Origin of the sequence: Pseudomonas sp. GCEP-101 (assembly GCF_025133575.1) — a bacterium.
GTDB lineage: Bacteria > Pseudomonadota > Gammaproteobacteria > Pseudomonadales > Pseudomonadaceae > Pseudomonas > Pseudomonas nitroreducens_B.
Genome location: NZ_CP104011.1, coordinates 6,125,180 through 6,143,579 on the forward strand (window position 1 = coordinate 6,125,180; position 18,400 = coordinate 6,143,579).

16 protein-coding genes and 4 tRNA genes are annotated in these 18,400 nt (G+C 66.4%); 5 read left to right on the top strand and 15 right to left on the bottom strand.

Annotation, left to right across the window (positions count from 1 at the left end):
* Positions 1-8: 8 nt before the first annotated feature.
* Genes N0B71_RS27615 through leuC form a run of 3 tightly spaced genes read right to left on the bottom strand, consistent with a single transcriptional unit; the run spans position 9 to position 2,889 of the window.
* Entirely contained in the window at positions 9-773 is a 765-nt protein-coding gene (locus N0B71_RS27615; RefSeq protein ID WP_259756285.1) for a class I SAM-dependent methyltransferase, read from the bottom strand.
* 32 nt (positions 774-805) lie between these two features.
* On the bottom strand, positions 806-1,450 hold the full coding sequence (leuD, locus tag N0B71_RS27620; RefSeq protein ID WP_259756286.1) for a 3-isopropylmalate dehydratase small subunit: 645 nt from the start codon (positions 1,448-1,450) through the stop codon (positions 806-808).
* Positions 1,451-1,461: 11 nt separating this feature from the next.
* The gene (leuC, locus tag N0B71_RS27625; protein ID WP_259756288.1) at positions 1,462-2,889 is read right to left on the bottom strand and encodes a 3-isopropylmalate dehydratase large subunit; all 1,428 of its coding nucleotides are present in this window, start codon (positions 2,887-2,889) and stop codon (positions 1,462-1,464) included.
* A 166-nt stretch (positions 2,890-3,055) separates the two neighbouring features.
* Here leuC and N0B71_RS27630 point away from each other — a divergent pair, with 166 nt between their 5' ends.
* Positions 3,056-3,949, top strand: coding sequence for a LysR family transcriptional regulator (locus tag N0B71_RS27630; protein WP_259756290.1), 894 nt, complete (start codon positions 3,056-3,058; stop codon positions 3,947-3,949).
* Between the two features lie 112 nt (positions 3,950-4,061).
* Positions 4,062-6,938, top strand: coding sequence for a sensor domain-containing protein (locus N0B71_RS27635; protein ID WP_259756292.1), 2,877 nt, complete (start codon positions 4,062-4,064; stop codon positions 6,936-6,938).
* Between the two features lie 109 nt (positions 6,939-7,047).
* Here the strand turns inward: N0B71_RS27635 and N0B71_RS27640 are convergent, their stop codons facing one another.
* The gene (locus tag N0B71_RS27640) at positions 7,048-7,494 is read right to left on the bottom strand and encodes an Hsp20 family protein (protein WP_259756293.1); all 447 of its coding nucleotides are present in this window, start codon (positions 7,492-7,494) and stop codon (positions 7,048-7,050) included.
* 147 nt (positions 7,495-7,641) lie between these two features.
* On the opposite strand from N0B71_RS27640, the gene N0B71_RS27645 reads away from it, so the two are divergent.
* Positions 7,642-8,388, top strand: a complete 747-nt coding sequence (locus N0B71_RS27645) for an SDR family oxidoreductase (protein ID WP_259756294.1) — start codon at positions 7,642-7,644, stop codon at positions 8,386-8,388.
* A 119-nt stretch (positions 8,389-8,507) separates the two neighbouring features.
* Here the strand turns inward: N0B71_RS27645 and N0B71_RS27650 are convergent, their stop codons facing one another.
* The 11 genes from N0B71_RS27650 to N0B71_RS27700 all read right to left on the bottom strand — a co-directional run bounded on the left by N0B71_RS27650 (position 8,508) and on the right by N0B71_RS27700 (position 15,581).
* On the bottom strand, positions 8,508-9,467 hold the full coding sequence (locus N0B71_RS27650) for a tRNA dihydrouridine synthase (RefSeq protein WP_259756296.1): 960 nt from the start codon (positions 9,465-9,467) through the stop codon (positions 8,508-8,510).
* Positions 9,468-9,543: 76 nt separating this feature from the next.
* Positions 9,544-9,999 carry an acyl-CoA thioesterase gene (locus tag N0B71_RS27655; RefSeq protein WP_259756297.1) on the bottom strand — a complete coding sequence of 152 codons (456 nt, stop codon included), beginning with the start codon at positions 9,997-9,999 and terminating at the stop codon, positions 9,544-9,546.
* Positions 9,996-10,646, bottom strand: a complete 651-nt coding sequence (locus N0B71_RS27660; protein WP_259756298.1) for a bifunctional 4-hydroxy-2-oxoglutarate aldolase/2-dehydro-3-deoxy-phosphogluconate aldolase — start codon at positions 10,644-10,646, stop codon at positions 9,996-9,998. The genes N0B71_RS27655 and N0B71_RS27660 overlap by 4 nt, the downstream gene beginning before the upstream one ends.
* Positions 10,647-10,813: 167 nt before the next feature.
* On the bottom strand, positions 10,814-11,653 hold the full coding sequence (locus tag N0B71_RS27665) for an alpha/beta fold hydrolase (protein WP_259756299.1): 840 nt from the start codon (positions 11,651-11,653) through the stop codon (positions 10,814-10,816).
* Positions 11,654-11,666: 13 nt separating this feature from the next.
* The gene (locus N0B71_RS27670) at positions 11,667-12,206 is read right to left on the bottom strand and encodes a TetR/AcrR family transcriptional regulator (protein ID WP_259756300.1); all 540 of its coding nucleotides are present in this window, start codon (positions 12,204-12,206) and stop codon (positions 11,667-11,669) included.
* Between the two features lie 171 nt (positions 12,207-12,377).
* A tRNA-Glu gene (locus tag N0B71_RS27675) sits at positions 12,378-12,453 on the bottom strand.
* Positions 12,454-12,511: 58 nt separating this feature from the next.
* Positions 12,512-12,587 (bottom strand) — tRNA-Ala (locus tag N0B71_RS27680).
* A 43-nt stretch (positions 12,588-12,630) separates the two neighbouring features.
* Positions 12,631-12,706: transfer RNA gene (locus tag N0B71_RS27685), tRNA-Glu, on the bottom strand.
* A 52-nt stretch (positions 12,707-12,758) separates the two neighbouring features.
* Positions 12,759-12,834, bottom strand: a tRNA-Ala gene (locus N0B71_RS27690).
* Positions 12,835-13,114: 280 nt separating this feature from the next.
* Complete coding sequence (gene gltX, locus N0B71_RS27695) at positions 13,115-14,599, bottom strand: glutamate--tRNA ligase (protein ID WP_259756302.1); 1,485 nt, start codon at positions 14,597-14,599, stop codon at positions 13,115-13,117.
* Between the two features lie 61 nt (positions 14,600-14,660).
* Positions 14,661-15,581: a LysR family transcriptional regulator gene (locus N0B71_RS27700; protein ID WP_259756303.1), complete on the bottom strand. Its 921-nt coding sequence runs from the start codon at positions 15,579-15,581 to the stop codon at positions 14,661-14,663.
* Between the two features lie 109 nt (positions 15,582-15,690).
* On the opposite strand from N0B71_RS27700, the gene N0B71_RS27705 reads away from it, so the two are divergent.
* The gene (locus tag N0B71_RS27705; protein WP_259756304.1) at positions 15,691-16,725 is read left to right on the top strand and encodes an HlyD family secretion protein; all 1,035 of its coding nucleotides are present in this window, start codon (positions 15,691-15,693) and stop codon (positions 16,723-16,725) included.
* Positions 16,726-16,774: 49 nt separating this feature from the next.
* Positions 16,775-18,274 carry an MDR family MFS transporter gene (locus N0B71_RS27710; RefSeq protein WP_085988858.1) on the top strand — a complete coding sequence of 500 codons (1,500 nt, stop codon included), beginning with the start codon at positions 16,775-16,777 and terminating at the stop codon, positions 18,272-18,274.
* The last annotated feature ends 126 nt before the right edge of the window (positions 18,275-18,400 follow it).

Consider the following 18,400-nt stretch of genomic DNA (forward strand, 5'->3'; position numbering starts at 1 on the left):
TGTGGCTGCTATTTACTGGCCCAGAGCACCAGCACGTCGGTGCTGAAGGAGCCCTCGGCGTCGATCTCGAAATACTCGCGCACCTCGTCCCCCATCGACAGCTGCAGGGCACGAATGGCCTGGCGCATCACCTCGGGCGTGCGCATGCGCTCGACCCAGGAAGTGAACTCCAGGCGCAGGCGCTGGCGCTTGGCGGCCGTCACCGCAAGACCCGCCTCACCCACTAAACGCGCCCACTCCGACGGGGAGTAGTCACGCACGTGGCTGGTATCGCGCAGGACCTCGACAGTCTGCAGATAGGTGTCCAGCAGTGGCAAGCCCGGCGCCGCGACATCGATGAAGCAGGCCACGCCGCCCGGCTTGAGCACCCGGCGCACTTCGCGCAGCGCCTGGCCGACATCCCGCCAGTGGTGCGCGGAATAGCGGCTGAAGACGAAGTCGAACTCGCCGTCCTCGAACGGCAGCTGCTCGGCGGCGCCACAGCGGGTAGAGATATTGCCCAGGCCACGCTCGGCGGCGGCCGAGGCCACCACGTCGAGCATCTGCTGGGACAGGTCGTAGGCGATCACTTCATCGCAAAATTCCGCGATCTGGAAGCTCACGTGCCCAGCCCCGCAGCCAAGGTCCAGCACGCGCGAGCCGGCGTCAGCCGCCACGGTTTCGCGCAGCAGCGCGAATTCCTCGCCCTGGGCGTGTACGGCGCTGGTCAGGTAAGCGTTGGCCTGGGCGCCGAACTGGCGCTGGACCACGTGCTCGTGACGGCTCTCGGTCATGCTGTTCTCCTTGCTCGGTGGCGCGGCGCCGCTCAGGCGTCGCGGAACAACCAGGGCTGCCGCTGCTTGTAGCCGGCTTCGAAACTGCGGATGGCGTCGGCGTCCTGCAGGGTCAGGCCGATGTCGTCCAGGCCATTGAGCAGGCAATGCTTGCGGAATGCGTCCACGTCGAAGCTGTACTTTTTGCCGTCCGGGCGGGTCACGGTCTGCGCGGCCAGGTCGACGGTCAGTTGGTAACCCTCGGTGGCTTCGCACTGGGCGAACAGTTCGTCGACTTCTTCATCCTTCAGGATGATCGGCAGCAGGCCGTTCTTGAAGCTGTTGTTGAAGAAGATGTCGGCGAAGCTCGGCGCGATCACGGTGCGGAAACCGTACTCGTCCAGCGCCCACGGCGCGTGCTCGCGGGAGGAGCCGCAACCGAAGTTCTCGCGCGCCAGCAGCACGCTGGCGCCCTGGTAGCGCGGGAAGTTGAGGACGAAGTCCTGGTTCAGCGGACGCTTGGAGTTGTCCTGGTTCGGCTGGCCTACATCGAGGTAGCGCCACTCGTCGAACAGGTTCGGGCCGAAGCCGGTGCGCTTGATCGACTTGAGGAATTGCTTGGGAATGATCTGGTCGGTGTCGACGTTGGCGCGGTCGAGCGGCGCGACGAGACCGGTGTGCTGGGTGAATGCTTTCATGTTCGGTCCCCTCAGGCCTGCATCAATTCGCGTACATCGATGAAACGACCGGTCACGGCTGCCGCGGCAGCCATCGCCGGGCTCACCAGGTGGGTGCGGCCACCGGCGCCCTGGCGACCTTCGAAGTTGCGGTTGGAGGTGGACGCGCAATGCTCGCCGCTCTCCAGGCGGTCCGGGTTCATCGCCAGGCACATGGAGCAGCCCGGTTCACGCCATTCGAAGCCGGCTTCGATGAAGATCTTGTCCAGCCCTTCCTGTTCGGCCTGGGCCTTCACCAGGCCCGAGCCCGGCACAACCAGCGCCTGCTTCACGGTGGCGGCGACCTTGCGGCCCTTGGCCACGGCGGCGGCGGCGCGCAGGTCTTCGATGCGCGAGTTGGTGCAGGAGCCGATGAATACGCGGTCCAGCTGGATATCGGTGATCGCCTGGTTGGCGTTCAGGCCCATGTATTTCAGGGCGCGGACGATGGAGTCGCGCTTGACCGCATCGGCTTCGGCCGCCGGGTCCGGCACGTTCTGGTCCACCGCGAGGACCATCTCGGGCGAAGTGCCCCAGCTGACCTGCGGCTTGATGTCCTCGGCCCGCAGTTCGACGATGGTGTCGAAGTGCGCGTCGGGGTCGGACACCAGGTCGCTCCAGGCCTCCACGGCCTTGTCCCAGTCACTGCCTTGCGGCGAGAACGGACGGCCTTTCACGTATTCGATGGTCTTCTCGTCGCACGCCACCATGCCGACGCGGGCGCCCGCCTCGATGGACATGTTGCAGATGGTCATGCGGCCTTCCATGGACAGGTCGCGGATGGCGCTGCCGGCGAACTCCAGGGCATGGCCGTTGCCGCCTGCGGTGCCGATCTTGCCGATCACCGCGAGGACGATGTCCTTGGCGGTCACGCCGAAGGGCAGCTTGCCCTCCACGCGCACCTGCATGTTCTTCATCTTCTTGGCGACCAGGCACTGGGTGGCGAGCACGTGCTCCACCTCGGAGGTGCCGATACCGTGGGCCAGCGCGCCGAAGGCGCCGTGGGTCGAGGTGTGCGAGTCGCCGCAGACCACGGTCATGCCCGGCAGGGTCGCGCCCTGCTCCGGGCCGACCACGTGAACGATGCCCTGGCGGACGTCGTTCATCTTGAATTCGAGGATGCCGAAGTCATCGCAGTTCTCGTCCAGGGTCTGGACCTGGATGCGCGAGACTTCGTCGGCGATGGCCTGCAGGCCGCCCTTGCGCTCGGCCTGGGTGGTCGGCACGTTGTGGTCCGGGGTGGCGATGTTCGCATCGATGCGCCAGGGCTTGCGGCCGGCCAGGCGCAGGCCTTCGAAGGCCTGCGGCGAGGTCACTTCGTGGAGGATGTGGCGGTCGATGTAGATGAGCGACGAACCATCGTCACGGCGCTTCACCTCGTGCATTTCCCAGAGTTTGTCGTAGAGCGTCTTGCCGGCCATCAGAGAGTCCTCATCAGCGTCTTTCTATGCCCCTTGGGCTTGTGGGGATGATCCTATGGAAAGGCACCGAATAACTCAAATTCATATTTTTTATCCAAAGGATTCCCACAAGGAATACGGTGCGTTATAAACGTCAGGCGCCGCCTCCAGAGCGCAGGGAGTCGATATGGACCTGACCAGCCTCAACACCTTCCTGGCCATCGCCGAGTCCGGCAGCTTCTCCGAAGCCGGCGAGCGCCTGCACCTGACACAGCCGGCGGTGAGCAAGCGCATCGCCGCCCTGGAAAACCAGCTGGGCGTGCGCCTGTTCGACCGCGTCGGCCGCGAGGTGACCCTCACCGAATCCGGCCGCGCCCTGCTGCCGCGCGCCTACCAGATCCTCAGCGTACTGGACGACACCCGCCGCGCCCTGACCAACCTCAACGGCGAGGTGAGCGGCCGGCTGGTCCTGGCCACCAGCCACCACATCGGCCTGCACCGCCTGCCGCCGCTGCTGCGCGCCTTTACCAAGGCGCACCCGCAGGTGGCGCTGGATATCCAGTTCTGCGACTCGGAAGTGGCCTACGAGGAGATTCTCCACGGCCGTGCCGAGCTGGCCGTGATCACCCTCGCTCCGGAAACCGCCGAGCCCGTGCGCGCGGTGCCGGTGTGGGACGACCCGCTGGACTTCGTCGCCGCCCCCGAGCACCCGCTGGCGGTGCAGGGCCCGGTATTCCTGGCCGACGTGGCGCGGCATCCGGCGGTGTTCCCCGGCGGCAACACCTTCACCCACCACATCGTGCGGCGCATGTTCGAGGCCGAGGGCCTGACCCCGAACATCGGCATGAGCACCAACTACATGGAGACCATCAAGATGATGGTCTCCATCGGCCTGGCCTGGAGCGTCCTGCCGCGCACCATGCTCGACGACAGCGTCGTGCGCCTGCCCCTGCAGGACATCCAGCTCAGTCGCCAGCTGGGCTACATCCTGCATACCGAGCGCACCCTGTCCAACGCCGCGCGGGCCTTCATGCGCCTGCTCGACGCCCAGGCGGCCGGGCTTGCGCCTGTCGCGGCCTAACCTCTATTGTTCTGACAGAACTAGAAGAAGGGGCCCCAATGCCCGTCCGCACGCCACTTCGCCTTGGCCGGCCGTACTGGGCCGGCACTGCCAGACGCCGGGGGAGCGCCGCATGAGCCAACCTCCGCGCACGCCCCCCTTCGCCACCGACGGCCAGGACAAGTTCGCCAAAGCCTTCCATACCGCGCCCGACGCCATGGTCATCACCGACCGGGACAGCGGCCGTTTCCTCGAACTCAACGCCAGTTTCGTCGACCGCTTCGGCTGGAGCCGCGAAGAAGCCCTGGGCCGCACCTCGGTCGAGCTCGGCCTGTGGCGCAGCCTCGATGAGCGCCAGCGGATGCTCGACACCATCACCGCCGAGCAGCAGATCGACGGCTTCGAAGTCACCCTGCTGACCCGCACCGGCGAAGTTCGCCACGCCAGCGTCTACGGCTGCCAGATCGAACAGGACGGCCACCCCTGCCTGGTGCTGACGGTGCGCGACCTCACCCGCGCCCGCGCCCAGGAACGCGCCCTGCGTGACAGCCAGGAACGCCTGGACCTCGCGCTGGACTCCGCGCAACTGGGCATCTGGGACTGGCACATCCCCAGCGGACTGCTCTACGGCTCGCCCCGCGCCGCCGTGCTGCACGAATTGCCTGACCGGGATTTCCACGGACCCTTCGGCGAGTTCTTCGCCTGCGTCGACAAGACCGACCGCCAGCGCATGCGCCAGGCCTACGCCCGGCTAACCCGCGGGCCGGAGAACGACTACCAGTTCACCTACCGCGCGCAGCTCGGCTCCGGCGAAGTGCGCTACCTGGAAAGCCGTGCGCGGCTCTACCGCGACGCCCAGGGCAAGCCGCTGCGCATGGCCGGCACCCTGCTCGACATCACCGACCGCGTGCTGCGCGAACGCAGCCTGCAAGCTTCGGAAGAAAAATTCGCCAGCCTGTTCCAGGGCAGCCCGGACCCGATCTGCGTCTCGCGCGTGCGCGACGGCGAGTTCATCGAGGTGAACCCGAGCTTCTGCAGCACCTTCGGCTGGCTAGCCGAGGACATCATCGGCCGCTCCTCGCACCAGGTCACCTTCTGGGCCGACCACCACCAGCGCTCGCGGCTGTTCGAACAGCTAATGCGCGACCACTCGCTGCAGAACGTCGAGGTGCAATTCCTCACCCGCGAAGGCCGGACCATCACCTGCATGGTCGCCAGCCGGCTGATCTGGGTCGATCGCCAGCTGTGCATCCTTTCCAGCTTCCGCGACGTGACCCGCCGGCTGCAGGCCGAGGCCGCGCTCAAGGCCAGCCAGGAGAAGTTCGCCAAGGCGTTCCACTCCAGCCCCGACGCCATCACCATCACCGAGCGCGAGACGGGCCGCTACATCGAGGTCAACGACGGCTTCCACCGCCTCACCGGCTACCGTCCGGAGGAAGTGCTGGGGCAGACCTCGCTGGACATGAACATCTGGGCCGACCCGGACGAACGCCTGAACATGATCGCCGCGCTGAACCGCGACGGCTTCGTGCACCACCTGGAAATGCGCGGCCGCCACCGCGACGGAACGATCCGGACGGTGGACGTGTCGGTGGAACCGATCGAACTGGGCGGCATGGACTGCCTGTTGCTCACCGCCCGCGACACCAGCGAACTGCGCGAAGCCGAGGCACGCATCCAGCACCTGGCCTACCACGACGCCCTGACCGACCTGCCCAACCGCGCCCTGCTGATGGACCGCCTGAAGCAGCAGATCTCCCTGCTGCAGCGCCACAGCCTGCGCGGCGCGCTGATGTTCCTCGACCTGGACCACTTCAAGCACATCAACGATTCCCTCGGGCATTCGGTCGGCGACTCCATCCTGCAGATGGTCACCGCACGCCTGGAGGCCAGCGTGCGCCAGGAAGACACCGTGGCGCGCCTGGGCGGCGACGAGTTCGTGGTGCTGCTCACCGGCATCGAGGGCAGCCGCCTGGACACCGCGCAGCAGGTACGCCAGCTGGCGGAAAAACTCCGCGACCTGCTGGCCGAGCCGATGCTGCTGGACGGCCACCGCCTGCAGATCACCCCGAGCATCGGCATCGCCCTGATCCCCGACGACGGCGCCACCCCGGACGACCTGCTCAAGCGCGCCGACATCGCCATGTACCGCGCCAAGGACGCCGGCCGCAATACCGTGCAGCTGTTCCACGAATCCATGCAGCAGGCGGCCATCGAACGCCTGCGCCTGGAGAATGGCCTGCGCATGGCGCTGACCCGCCGCGAGTTCAACCTGCACTACCAGCCCCAGGTGGACGCCCGTGATTCGCGCATCGTCGGCGCCGAGGCGCTGCTGCGCTGGCACCACCCGACGCGCGGCCCGCAATCGCCGGCCAGCTTCATCCGCGTCCTGGAGGACAGCGGGCTGATCGTCGAGGTCGGCCAGTGGGTCATCGAGGAAGCCTGCCGCACCGGCGCGCAACTGCTCGCCGAGGGCCGTATCGATGTCGACAACTTCAGCCTGAGCGTGAACATCAGCCCGCGGCAGTTCCGCCAGGGCGATTTCGTCGAGCGCCTGCTCAGCGTGCTGCACAAGGTCAAGTTGCCGCCCAGCCTGCTGAAGCTGGAGATCACCGAGGGCATCGTGATCCAGCAACTGGACGACACCATCGCGCGCATGGAGCGCCTGCGCGAAGCCGGCGTGCAGTTCGCCATGGACGATTTCGGCACCGGCTATTCCTCGCTGACGTACCTGAAGCGCCTGCCGGTGGACAGCCTGAAGATCGACCAGAGCTTCGTGCGGGACGCGCCCAGCAACAGCAACGACGCGGAAATCGTCCGCGCCATCATCGCCATGGGCCAGAGCCTCGGCCTGGAGCTGGTGGCCGAAGGGGTGGAAACGCCGGAGCAACTGGCGCTGCTGACCGAACAGGGCTGCCACCTGTACCAGGGCTACCTGTTCGGCCGGCCGGTGCCGCTGGAGGAATTCATCGCCCTGCTGCCCCGCCGCGACAGCCAGCAGGCGACCTGAGGCCCGCTACTGCGCGGGCCGCATTTCCGAGCACCAACGAAAACGCCCGTCTCTTCCGAGACGGGCGTTTTGCCATGCAGCGGCGGCGCAGCTAGCGCCGGGGCGCTGCTCAGCCTTCGATGGCCGGGTTCTGGCCGTTGATGGCAATCCGCTTGGGCTTGGCTTCTTCCGGAACGATGCGCACCAGCTCGACGCTGAGCAGGCCGTTCTTCAGCGATGCGCCCTGGACCTCGATATGGTCGGCGAGGCGGAACGACAGCTTGAAGGCGCGCTGGGCGATGCCCTGGTGCAGGTAGGTGACGCTATCGGAAGCCTTTTCGCGCTTGCCGCCGTTGACGGTCAGCACGCCGCGCTCCACTTGCAGTTCCAGGTCTTCTTCCTGCAGGCCGGCGGCGGCGATGACGATGCGGTACTGGTCGTCACCATGCTTCTCGACGTTGTAGGGCGGGTAGGAACTGCCGCTTTCACTGCGCAGGGCGGACTCGAACAGATCGTTGAAACGATCGAAGCCAACGGACTGGCGGAACAGCGGGGCGAGGGAAAGGACGTTGCTCATGGCGAATCTCCTGAATATTTCAGCAAGGTATGATCTGGAGCCTGATGTCAGAACTCCGGTGCGGGACCCGTCTTCGGCCTCCCGCAGGGACATAGATAGGGACGGCAGAATCCGTTTCAAGCCCACCTGCGAAAAAAGGATTTCCCCGTGAAGAAGGTCATGCTGATCACCGGCGCCAGTCGCGGCATCGGCGCCGCTACCGCCCTGCTCGCCGCCGAGCGCGGCTTCGCCGTGGCGCTCAACTACCGCCGCGAGCGGGACACGGCCCAGGCGCTGGTCGCGCGGATCACGGCGTCGGGTGGCGAGGCTCGCGCCTTCGCCGCCGACGTTGCCGATGAAGACGAGGTGCTGCGGCTGTTCGGCGACGTACACGACGCCTTCGGCCGCCTCGATGTGCTGGTGAACAATGCCGGCATTCTGGAACGCCAGATGCGCCTGGAAGAAATGGACGTGGCGCGGCTGCAACGGGTGTTCGCGGTGAACGTGACCGGCACCTTCCTCTGCTGCCGGGAGGCGGTGAAACGCATGGCGCGCAGGCATGGCGGCAGGGGCGGAAGCATCGTCAACGTGTCCTCCATGGCCTCGCGCCTGGGTTCGCCCAACGAGTACATCGACTACGCCGCCGCCAAAGGTGCGGTGGACAGCCTGACCATCGGCCTGGCCAAGGAAGTGGCGGCCGACGGCATCCGCGTGAACGCCGTGCGCCCGGGGCTGATCAAGACCGACATCCATGCAAGCGGCGGCGAGCCGGGGCGCGTGGAGCGCCTGCAGTCGGCCATCCCCCTGGGCCGGGGTGGCGAGGCGGAGGAAGTGGCGCGGGCGATTCTGTTCCTCGCCTCGGATGAGTCCAGCTACAGCACGGGTGGATTCATCGATGTCAGTGGCGGGCGCTGATTCAAAATCGTGACGCACGCTTTTGTAGGAGCGAGCTTGCTCGCGAACGCGGTCTATCCCGATGCATTGGTGTTGGGCGGTTCGCGAGCAAGCTCGCTCCTACGAAGAGCAGTACGGAGTCAGGCGGCGACTTCGATCTCGACCTGCAGCACCCGGTCCAGCACGTCGCAGTCATGCTCGCGGCGCACCAGGGCGAACAGTTCCACCGCTTCGGGATAGCTGCGGGTGAGCATGCCCAGCCACTGCTTCAGGCGCCCCGGCGCGTAACGTGGCGCCAGCTTGCACCGGGCCTGGCGCCAGAAATCGTCGAGCAGCACACGCACCTCGGACCACGGCATCGGCACGACGTCACGGCCATCACGCCAGGCGGCGATCTGCCGGGCGAGGTCCGGGCGGGAGACCAGCCCGCGGCCGAGCATGATGTCGGCCACGCCGCTGATGGAGCGACAGCGCTGGTAGTCCTCCAGGGTCCACACCTCGCCATTGGCGAACACCGGCACCTTCACCGCGTCGGCGACCTTCGCCACCCACTCCCAGTGCGCCGGCGGCTTGTACCCGTCGGCCTTGGTCCGCGCGTGGACGACCACATGGGCGGAGCCGCCGTCGGCCAGGGCACGGGCGCAATCGATGGCGCCGTCGGGGCTGTCGTAGCCCAGGCGCATCTTCGAAGTCACCGGAATGTGCGCCGGCACCGCGCGGCGCACCGCCTCGATGATGCGGAACATCAGCTCGGGCTCTTTGAGCAGCACCGCGCCACCACGGGAGCGGTTCACCGTCTTGGCCGGGCAGCCGAAGTTCAGATCGATCACCGGCGCACCCAGCTCGCAGGCCTGCACGGCGTTTTCCGCCAGCAGCTGCGGGTCGGAGCCGAGCAGTTGCACGCGCATCGGTACGCCGGCGCGGGTGCGGCTGCCGTGCGCCAGTTCCGGAGCGAGCGCGAGGAACGACGCCGGCGGCAGCAGGCGGTCGTTGATGCGGATGAACTCGGTGACGCACCAGTCGATGCCGCCGACGCGGGTCAGCACATCGCGCAGGATGTCATCTACCAGCCCCTCCATCGGGGCCAGGGCGATCTGCACGGGAGAATCTCGGGCAATGGCGAAGGCCGCGGATTGTAGGGAATGCGCCGCGCCGGGAAAAGCGCGGCACGACGGATCACGCGCCGGCGGCCACGGCCTCCGGGGCAAGCAGGGCGCGGCCGTAGCCTTCGATGAATTCCACCGGCATGCGCTTGGGCTTGCCGCTGGACAGTTCGATGCAGACGAAGGTGGTCTGCGCGCGCAGCAGGGTCAGGGCATCGTCCGGGCGTACCAGCTGGAAGTGCCGGGTCATCTTCAGGCGCTGGTCGGACTGCACGATCCAGGTCGCCAGTTGCAACTGGTCGCCTTCGTAGGCGGCGGCCAGGTAGTCCACCTCATGGCGCACCACGGCCATGGCGCGGTCCAGCCGGCGGTACTCGGCCAGGTCCAGCCCCAGGCTCTGGGAGTGGCGCCAGGCGCAGCGCTCCAGCCAGCTGACGTAGACCGCGTTGTTGGCATGGCCGAGGCCGTCGATGTCCTCGGGCTTGACCTCGATGTCGATGACGAACGGATCGGGCAACTGCCAGCTCATGAGGCGTGCTCCAGGCTTGCGGCCAGCGTGATCGCCTCGGCGGCCAGTTGGGTGATCTGGTCCCAGGCGCGGGCGCGAACCAGGCTCGGCGGCGCGATCCAGGTGCCGCCGACGCAGGCAACGTTGGGCAGGCGCAGGACGTTGAGGAGGTTCTCCTGGGTGATGCCGCCAGTCGGGCAGAAGCGGATGCCGGCGAAGGGCGCCTTCAGGCTCTTGAGCATCTTGATCGCGGCGTTGCCGTCGGCGGGGAACAACTTCAGCGAGCGGTAGCCATACTCCAGCGCCACCAGCACTTCGGAGGGCGTCATCACCCCCGGCAGGAACGGCATCTTGGCGTCTTCCGCCGCCGCCACCAGGCGCGGCGTGCAGCCCGGGCTGGCAGCGAACTGCGCGCCGGCGTCGCGGGCCTCCTGGAACTGCTCGGTGTGGATCAGCGTACCGGCGCCGACGATCATCTCCGGCAGCTCGCGGCGAATCTCGGCCACCGCGTCCAGCGCCTGCGGCGTGCGCAGGGTCACTTCCAGCACCCGGACACCACCGTCGTACAGGGCACGGGCCAGGTCACCGGCCAGCGCCACCTCGTCGATCACCAGCACCGGCATGACCGGGCGCGCCTGCTGCAGCACCCAATCGGTAGACATACTCATGCAATCCCCCAGTCGACCACCCGCGTGCGCAAGACCTCGCGCCCAGGCCGGGGCGGCCGGAAATGCTCGAAAGTCTACGCCAGGCTACCGGGCCTGACGACCCGCAAGGGGCCATCATGGAACGAAAACGGCGGCGTGTAGCCGCCGTTATCACACTGGTGAATAGCTCAGGACGCCAACGCCAGGGGCAACGGCATTTCCACGCCCTCCAGCAGCTCCAGAATCGCATCGGTTACCCGCGCATCCGCCAGCACACGGTGATGGCCGCCGTCGGGCAGGTGCAGCAGGCGGCTGCCTGGCCAGGCCTGGTGAATCGCCTCGGCTTCGCTGGCCCGCACGTAGCGGTCATCGGCGGCGTGCACGACCAGCCCGGGCATGTCCAGGCGGTAGCGCGCGACGTCCAGCTGCTTGGCCGCGATGCCGGTGCGCCCTTCGATCATACGGATGAAGCGCGAACGGGCCTCGGCCGGCAAGCCGACCATTCTGGCGAAGCCGCGCAGCACACCGAGCACGTTGCTCGGCGCACCGATCGTCACCAGCGTTTCGGTGCGCAAGCCCATCTGGGTCGCCAGCAGCGCACTGGCGCCACCCATGGAATGGCCGATCACGGCGCGCAGCGGGGGCAACTCGCCGGCCGCCTCCAGCAGCGCACGGGCGAACAGCACGAGATCCGCGTCGCGGCCGGGCGAGCGACCATGCCCCGGCCCGTCGAGGGCAATCACGCCGTAACCGGCGCCCACCAGTTTCTCGATCAGGGCCGCGAACTGGGTCGGGCGCCCCTCCCAGCCGTGCATGAGCAGCACGGCCGGCCCCTCTCCCCAGCGCAGCGCGGACAAGCCGAAGCGCAGGGTGACGCGCTCGGAGCTGGCCAGCAGCGGCAGCTCCCAGTCGCGCGGGGCATGCTGGTTGGGCGTCACGAACAGCTCCTGCATGCGTCGCGCCGCCCATGTCGGCGCAACGCGGCCGAGGGTGGCGTTGATGGCTCGAACCCAGCTCAGACTGCTCATTTTCCGTACCTCCTCAGATCACCGCTTTCTTCGCGGCGCGCAGGACACGATCGGACAGGTCGCCATTGCCCAGGGCACGGGCCAGCGCCAATCCACCCACCATCAAGGCCATGTCGCTGAGCACGGTGTCGATTTCCTCGGGACGGCCGGCCAGCGCCGCCACCATCAGCTCCACGTGCTCTTCCAGGGTCTGGCGGAACGCTTCCGGCAGGTTGGCCAGCTCGTTCAGCGAGCTGGGGATGGGGCAACCCTCCTCCTCGGTATCGCGGTGCTTGCGCGAGAGGTAGAACTGCGCCGTCAGCGCGCGGCGTTCGGCGAAGCTCAACCGCGGATCGAAACGCTTGAGCCCTTCGCGGCGCTTGGCGAGCAACTGGCGGAAGGCCTCCAGCATCAGCGCGTCCTTGCTCTCGAAGTGCGAATAGAAGCCGCCCACCGTCAGCCCCGCCGCCGACATCACCTCTCCCACGCTGGGGCTGACCGGGCCGTGCTGCAGCAGCGCGCTGGTCGCGGCAGACAGGATGCGTTCGCGGGTCTGGGCTTTCTTGTCACTCATGGCGGACCTCCGGCTCGGACAAAATATTATGGTGAGAATATTATTCTCATAATAAAAATCGGCAAGCGGAAACCGCGACCATTGGTCGGAGGACAATTTTTCGAAAGGGGAAAAAACAAAAGGGCCACTGAAAGTCTCAGTGGCCCTATAGGCATCGCAGAGCGATAAAAATGGCGTCCCCTAGGGGACTCGAACCCCTGTTACCGCCGTGAAAGGGCGGTGTCCTAGGCCACTAGACGAAGGGGACATATCCTTCGAATAAACCCACCAGGCGGTGGATTCTGGCTTCATCCCGTTTGGGAATTTGGTGGAGCTAGACGGGATCGAACCGTCGACCTCTTGCATGCCATGCAAGCGCTCTCCCAGCTGAGCTATAGCCCCAGATGACTCTGGCTGACGACGCGAACGCATCGTCGCTGGATAGTGGCGTCCCCTAGGGGACTCGAACCCCTGTTACCGCCGTGAAAGGGCGGTGTCCTAGGCCACTAGACGAAGGGGACGCAAAACCTTCGATTTCGGCTTCGTTCGGACAAACGAAGCTTACTGGTAATTTGGTGGAGCTAGACGGGATCGAACCGTCGACCTCTTGCATGCCATGCAAGCGCTCTCCCAGCTGAGCTATAGCCCCAAAGTACCGCTGGATCTACCGTTCCGCTTCGCTCTGTCAGTTCAGTTCGTCGCAGGAACGGGGCGCATCTTAGGGGCGAGGCGAACCCCTGTCAACAACATTTTTTCAGATTTCTTATTTTTTTCTCCCACAGAACAATCACTTATGTGACCGCTCCGGTTTCCGCGCGGCTGACTGCGCGGCTTCCCCGCCCTCCCCCGGCTCGGCCATAACCGTCGATACGGGCACAAAAAAGGCCGGGAGCTTCGCAGCGCCCGGCCTTTTCATTGTAGGAAAGAACTCAGGAGCCGATGGCGTCGCGAATCTTTTCCCACTCCTTGGCTTCTTTCTTCGACGCCCCGCCCAGCAGCTCCAGGGCCTGGCGCAGGCGATAGCGCGACAGGTCGGCGCCGAGGATTTCCATGGCGTCGAGCACCGACACCGAGCTGGCCTGGCCGGTAATGGCCGGGAACATCAGCGGCATCACGTCACGCAGCTTCAGGCCCAGGTGTTCGGCCACGGCCTGGATGGTCGCGGTGATGCGCTCCTTTTCCCACTGGCGCAGCGCTTCGAGCTTCCACAGCACCAGCTGCAGCACCTGGCGCACCTGGGTGGCGTCGAGCTTCTTGTGCTCGAACAGCTTGGCGTCCAGCGGCACGCCGCCACTGAAGAAGAAGCCGGCCAGCGGGGCGATCTGGCTGAAGTTCTCCACGCGGCCTTGCACGTGCGGGGCGATCTTCATCAGGTACTCGGGATTGAGCGCCCACTTCTGCACTTCCTTGGCGAAGTCCTCGACGGACAGCTCGCGAATCCACTGGCCGTTCAGCCAGGAGAGTTTCTCGATGTCGAAGATCGGGCCGCCCAGCGACACGCGGGACAGGTCGAAGTGCTCGATCATCTCCGCCAGGCTGAACTTCTCGCGCTCGTCGGGCATGGACCAGCCCATGCGGCCGAGGTAGTTCAGCAGCGCCTGGGGCAGCAGGCCCATGCGCTCGTAGAAGGTGATGGAGGTGGGGTTCTTGCGCTTGGACAGCTTGCTCTTGTCCGGGTTGCGCAGCAGCGGCATGTAGCAGAGCACCGGCTGCTCCCAGCCGAAGTACTCGTACAGCTTGATCAGCTTGGGCGCCGAGGGCAGCCACTCTTCGCCGCGCAGCACGTGGGTGATGCCCATCAGGTGGTCGTCGACCACGTTGGCCAGGAAGTAGGTGGGCAGGCCGTCGGCCTTCATCAGCACCTGCATGTCCATGCGGTCCCACGGGATTTCCACGTCGCCACGGAGCATGTCCGGCACCACGCAGACGCCCTCGGTCGGCACCTTCATGCGCACCACGTGGGATTCGCCGGCGGCGATGCGCTTGGCCGACTCCTCTTTCGGGATGTGCATGCAATGGCCGTCGTAGCGCGGGGTTTCCTTGCGCGCCTGCTGCTCGGCACGCACCGCATCAAGGCGCTCGGCGGAACAGAAGCAGGGGAAGGCGTGGCCTTTTTCGACCAGTTCGTCGCTGTACTGCTTATAGATGGCGCCGCGCTCGCTCTGCCGGTACGGGCCGTGCGGGCCGCCGACGTCCGGGCCCTCGTCCCACTCGATACCCAGCCAGCGCAGTGCGTCGAAGATCTGCTGTTCCGATTCGCGGGTCGAACGCACCTGGTCGGTGTCCTCGATGCGCAGAATGAACTGACCGCCGTGCTGGCGGGCGAAGCAGAGGTTGAACAGCGCGATATACGCGGTGCCGACGTGCGGGTCGCCGGTGGGAGACGGCGCGATACGGGTGCGGACTGTGGTCATGAAGGCTCTCGTGTGCAGCAATTCTTCGTGTGAAGCGGACAGCGCGCGACGGCGCGCGCGCTCATGGGTGCGATGGTATCAGGCGGGCCGCCTTCGGCTCCAGCCAGCGACCGGGATCGATGGGCAGGTTGTGGATCAGGAAGTCGAGGAACGCCTTCACTTTCATCGCCTGGAAGCGCCGCGACGGATAGACGGCGTACAGCTCGCCCACCGGCAGCTGGATCTGCGGCAACACGCGCACCAGGCGGCCGCTGGCCAGTTGCTCGTCGACGATCAGCTCCGGCAGCGAGGCAATGCCCACCCCGGCCAGCACGGCTTCGCGGGCGAAGGTGATGTTGTTGCACGACAGCACCCGGTGGCACGGCACGGTTTCCCCGCGCAGCGGCCAGTAGCGTTGGGAGTCGGCCTGCAGCAACACGGCGCGGTGGCCCGCCAGCTCATCGACGGTCTGCGGCCGGCCGTGCAGCTCCAGGTAGTCCGGGCTGGCGCACAGGCAGCGATTGGTGGTCAGCATGCGCCGGGCGATCAGGGTGGAGTCCTCCGGCTGGCCGACCATGATGACGATATCCACGCCCTCCTCCAGCGGATCGACGTTTCGCGAGGTCAGCTCGACCTCCGCGGTGATCTGCGGATACAGGTTCATGAAGTCGCCCAGCACCTTGGCCAGGTACATCTGGCCGAACTCGATGGGCGCGCTGATGCGCAACAATCCCGACGGCGCCTGCTGCAGTTGCATCACCGCCTGCTCCGCCTCGGCGAAGTCATGCATGATCTGCCGGCAGCGATCGTAATAGGCCTGGCCCACCTCGGTCAGGCGCAGCTTGCGGGTGGTGCGGTTGATCAGGCGCACGCCCAGGCGCTCTTCCAGCAGAGCAATACGCCGGCTCACCGTGGACTTCTGCATCCCGAGGCTGTGCGCGGCCTGGGTGAAACTGTGCAGCTCCACCACGCGGGTGAAGATCAGCGCATCATCCAGCCCCATGATTGTTCCCTATAAGCAACAAAGTTTCCGAAGTGTAGCGGCTACGTGCCGCCACGGAACACTGTTACATTGGCAAACATTTTTTGGCCAACCAAACGCTCGTTTACCTATGCCCGCACAATTGAAACGCCGCCTGTCCGTGTTCTTCGTCATCCTCGCCGTGGTCGCCCTCGCCTTCCTGGCGCGCTGGTACTTCATCGGCCGCTTCGTCGAGAGCACCGACAACGCCTACGTGCAGGGGGAGATCACCCGTATCGCCAGCCAACTCGGTGCCCGCGTCGAGGAGGTGCTGGTACAGGACAACCAGCACGTCGAGAAGGGCCAGTTGCTGGTCAAGCTCGAAGCCGCCGACTTCCAGCTCGCCCTCGACCGCGCCAAGGCCACCTTGGCCACCCGCGAGGCGGAACTGGAGCAGGCGCGCAGCAAGCTCAAGGGCCAGACCAGCATGATCGCCGCCAGCGCGGCCGACGTGAACGCCAGCCAGGCCACCCTCGGCCGAACCGAGGTCGACCTCGGCCGCGCCCAGGCCCTGCGCAAGCCCGGCTACGTGTCGGAAGAACGCGTGACCACCCTGGCCGCCGACTCCAATGTCGCCCGCTCCCAGGTCGCCAAGGCCCAGGCGGACCTGCAGGCCCAGCGCGTGCAGCGCGAAACCCTCGCCACCGACGTGCAGCGCCTGCAGGCGCAGATCGAAAGCGCCCGCGCCGACATCACCCAGGCCGAGATCAACCTCGCCCGTACCGAAATCCATGCGCCGGTCAGCGGCCTGGTGGGCCAGCGCGGCGCCCGCGTCGGCCAGTACGTGCAGGTGGGCAGCCAACTGCTGTCGCTGGTGCCGGACGACGGCATCTGGGTCCAGGCCAACTTCAAGGAAACCCAGATCGGCAAGATGCGCCCCGGCCAGAGCGCCAAGCTGGTGTTCGACTCCTTCCCCGACCATCCCATCGAAGGCCAGGTGCAGAGCCTGTTCGCCGCCTCCGGCGCGCAGTTCAGCCTGCTGCCGCCGGACAACGCCACCGGCAACTTCACCAAGGTGGTGCAGCGCATTCCGGTCAAGATCACCTTCGCCGACGACAACCCGCTCAAGGGGCTGATCCGCCCGGGCATGTCCGTCGAGGCAGAGGTCGAGCTGGGTGGCCGGTGACCAACTGATCCGGCCGGTCGGCGAACCGACCCGCCGCGACTGGATCGCCGTGTTCAGCGCCATGCTCGGCGCGTTCATGGCGGTGCTCGACATCCAGATCACCAACTCCTCGCTCAAGGACATCCAGGGCGCGCTGGCCGCCACCCTGGAGGAAGGTTCGTGGATCTCCACCTCCTACCTGGTGGCCGAGATCATCATGATCCCGCTCACCGCCTGGCTGGTGCAGCTGCTCTCCGCGCGCCGCCTGGCGTGGATGATCTCCGTCGGCTTCCTGTTCTCCTCGCTGCTCTGCTCGTTCGCCTGGAACCTGGAGAGCATGATCGTGTTCCGCGCCATGCAGGGCTTCACCGGCGGGGCGCTGATCCCCCTGGCGTTCACCCTGGCGCTGATCAAGCTGCCGGAGCACCACCGCCCCAAGGGCATGGCGCTGTTCGCCATCACCGCCACCTTCGCGCCCTCCATCGGCCCGACCCTGGGCGGCTGGCTGACGGAGAACTTCGGCTGGGAATACATCTTCTACATCAACATTCCGCCGGGCCTGCTGATGATCGCGGGGCTGCTCTACGGCCTGGAAAAGAAGCCGGCGCACTGGGAGCTGCTGAAAAGCACCGACTACGCCGGCATCGTCACCATGGCCATCGGCCTGGGCTGCCTGCAGGTCTTCCTCGAGGAAGGCCACCGCAAGGACTGGCTGGAATCGAACCTGATCGTCAGCCTGGGCAGCATCGCGCTGGTCAGCCTGATCCTCTTCGTGATCCTGCAGACCTCGCGGCCCAACCCGCTGATCAACTTAGGCATCCTGCGCAACCGCAACTTCGGCCTGTCGAGCATTTCCAGCATCGGCCTGGGCATGGGGCTCTACGGTTCGATCTACGTGCTGCCGCTGTATCTCGCGCAGATCCAGGGTTACAACGCGATGCAGATCGGCGAGGTGATCATGTGGATGGGCGTGCCGCAGCTGTTCCTCATCCCGCTGATTCCCAAGCTGATGAAGATCATCGAGCCGCGCCTGCTCTGCGCCCTGGGCTTCGGCCTGTTCGGCATGGCGAGCTTCTTCTCCGGCGTGCTCAACCCGGACTTCGCCGGGCCGCAGTTCAACCAGATCCAGCTGCTGCGCGCCCTCGGGCAGCCGATGGTGATGGTCACCATCTCGCTGATCGCCACCGTCTACCTGCAACCGCAGGACGCGGGCTCGGCCTCCAGCCTGTTCAACATCCTGCGCAACCTCGGCGGCGCCATCGGCATCGCCCTGCTGGCCACGCTGCTGGATAGCCGCGCCAAGGTCTATTACGACTACCTGCGCGAAGCAGTGGTGCCGGTCAACGGCGCCGTTGACGAGCGCCTGGCGCAGCTGACATCGCAACTCGGCACGCAGCAGGCGGCGCTGGGCAAGATCAGCGAGATCGTCCACCAGCAGGCGGCGATCATGGCCTACAACGACGCCTTCCATGCCATCGGCATCGTGCTGGCGGTGAGCATGGTGGCGGTGCTGCTGACGCGCCCGCTGCCGGCGGGCATGGGGGCTGGGGCGGGAGCCGGGGCGCACTGACCGCCCCGCACTACGCCACCCTGCGTAAGAGCGAGCTTGCTCGCGAACCCGCTTCCCGCCGGAATCCCAGGGTGCTCAGTGGTTCGCGAGCAAGCTCGCTCCTACGAAGAGCCATTTGAGCGGCGC

Coding starts and splice junctions, on each gene's coding strand:
- gltX (WP_259756302.1), bottom strand. CDS start 14,599: ATGACCACAGTCCGCACCCGTATCGCGCCGTCTCCCACCGGCGACCCG.
- N0B71_RS27660 (WP_259756298.1), bottom strand. CDS start 10,646: ATGAGTATGTCTACCGATTGGGTGCTGCAGCAGGCGCGCCCGGTCATG.
- N0B71_RS27630 (WP_259756290.1), top strand. CDS start 3,056: ATGGACCTGACCAGCCTCAACACCTTCCTGGCCATCGCCGAGTCCGGC.
- N0B71_RS27655 (WP_259756297.1), bottom strand. CDS start 9,999: ATGAGCTGGCAGTTGCCCGATCCGTTCGTCATCGACATCGAGGTCAAG.
- N0B71_RS27615 (WP_259756285.1), bottom strand. CDS start 773: ATGACCGAGAGCCGTCACGAGCACGTGGTCCAGCGCCAGTTCGGCGCC.
- N0B71_RS27670 (WP_259756300.1), bottom strand. CDS start 12,206: ATGAGTGACAAGAAAGCCCAGACCCGCGAACGCATCCTGTCTGCCGCG.
- N0B71_RS27635 (WP_259756292.1), top strand. CDS start 4,062: ATGAGCCAACCTCCGCGCACGCCCCCCTTCGCCACCGACGGCCAGGAC.
- N0B71_RS27665 (WP_259756299.1), bottom strand. CDS start 11,653: ATGAGCAGTCTGAGCTGGGTTCGAGCCATCAACGCCACCCTCGGCCGC.
- N0B71_RS27705 (WP_259756304.1), top strand. CDS start 15,691: ATGCCCGCACAATTGAAACGCCGCCTGTCCGTGTTCTTCGTCATCCTC.
- leuC (WP_259756288.1), bottom strand. CDS start 2,889: ATGGCCGGCAAGACGCTCTACGACAAACTCTGGGAAATGCACGAGGTG.
- leuD (WP_259756286.1), bottom strand. CDS start 1,450: ATGAAAGCATTCACCCAGCACACCGGTCTCGTCGCGCCGCTCGACCGC.
- N0B71_RS27700 (WP_259756303.1), bottom strand. CDS start 15,581: ATGGGGCTGGATGATGCGCTGATCTTCACCCGCGTGGTGGAGCTGCAC.
- N0B71_RS27640 (WP_259756293.1), bottom strand. CDS start 7,494: ATGAGCAACGTCCTTTCCCTCGCCCCGCTGTTCCGCCAGTCCGTTGGC.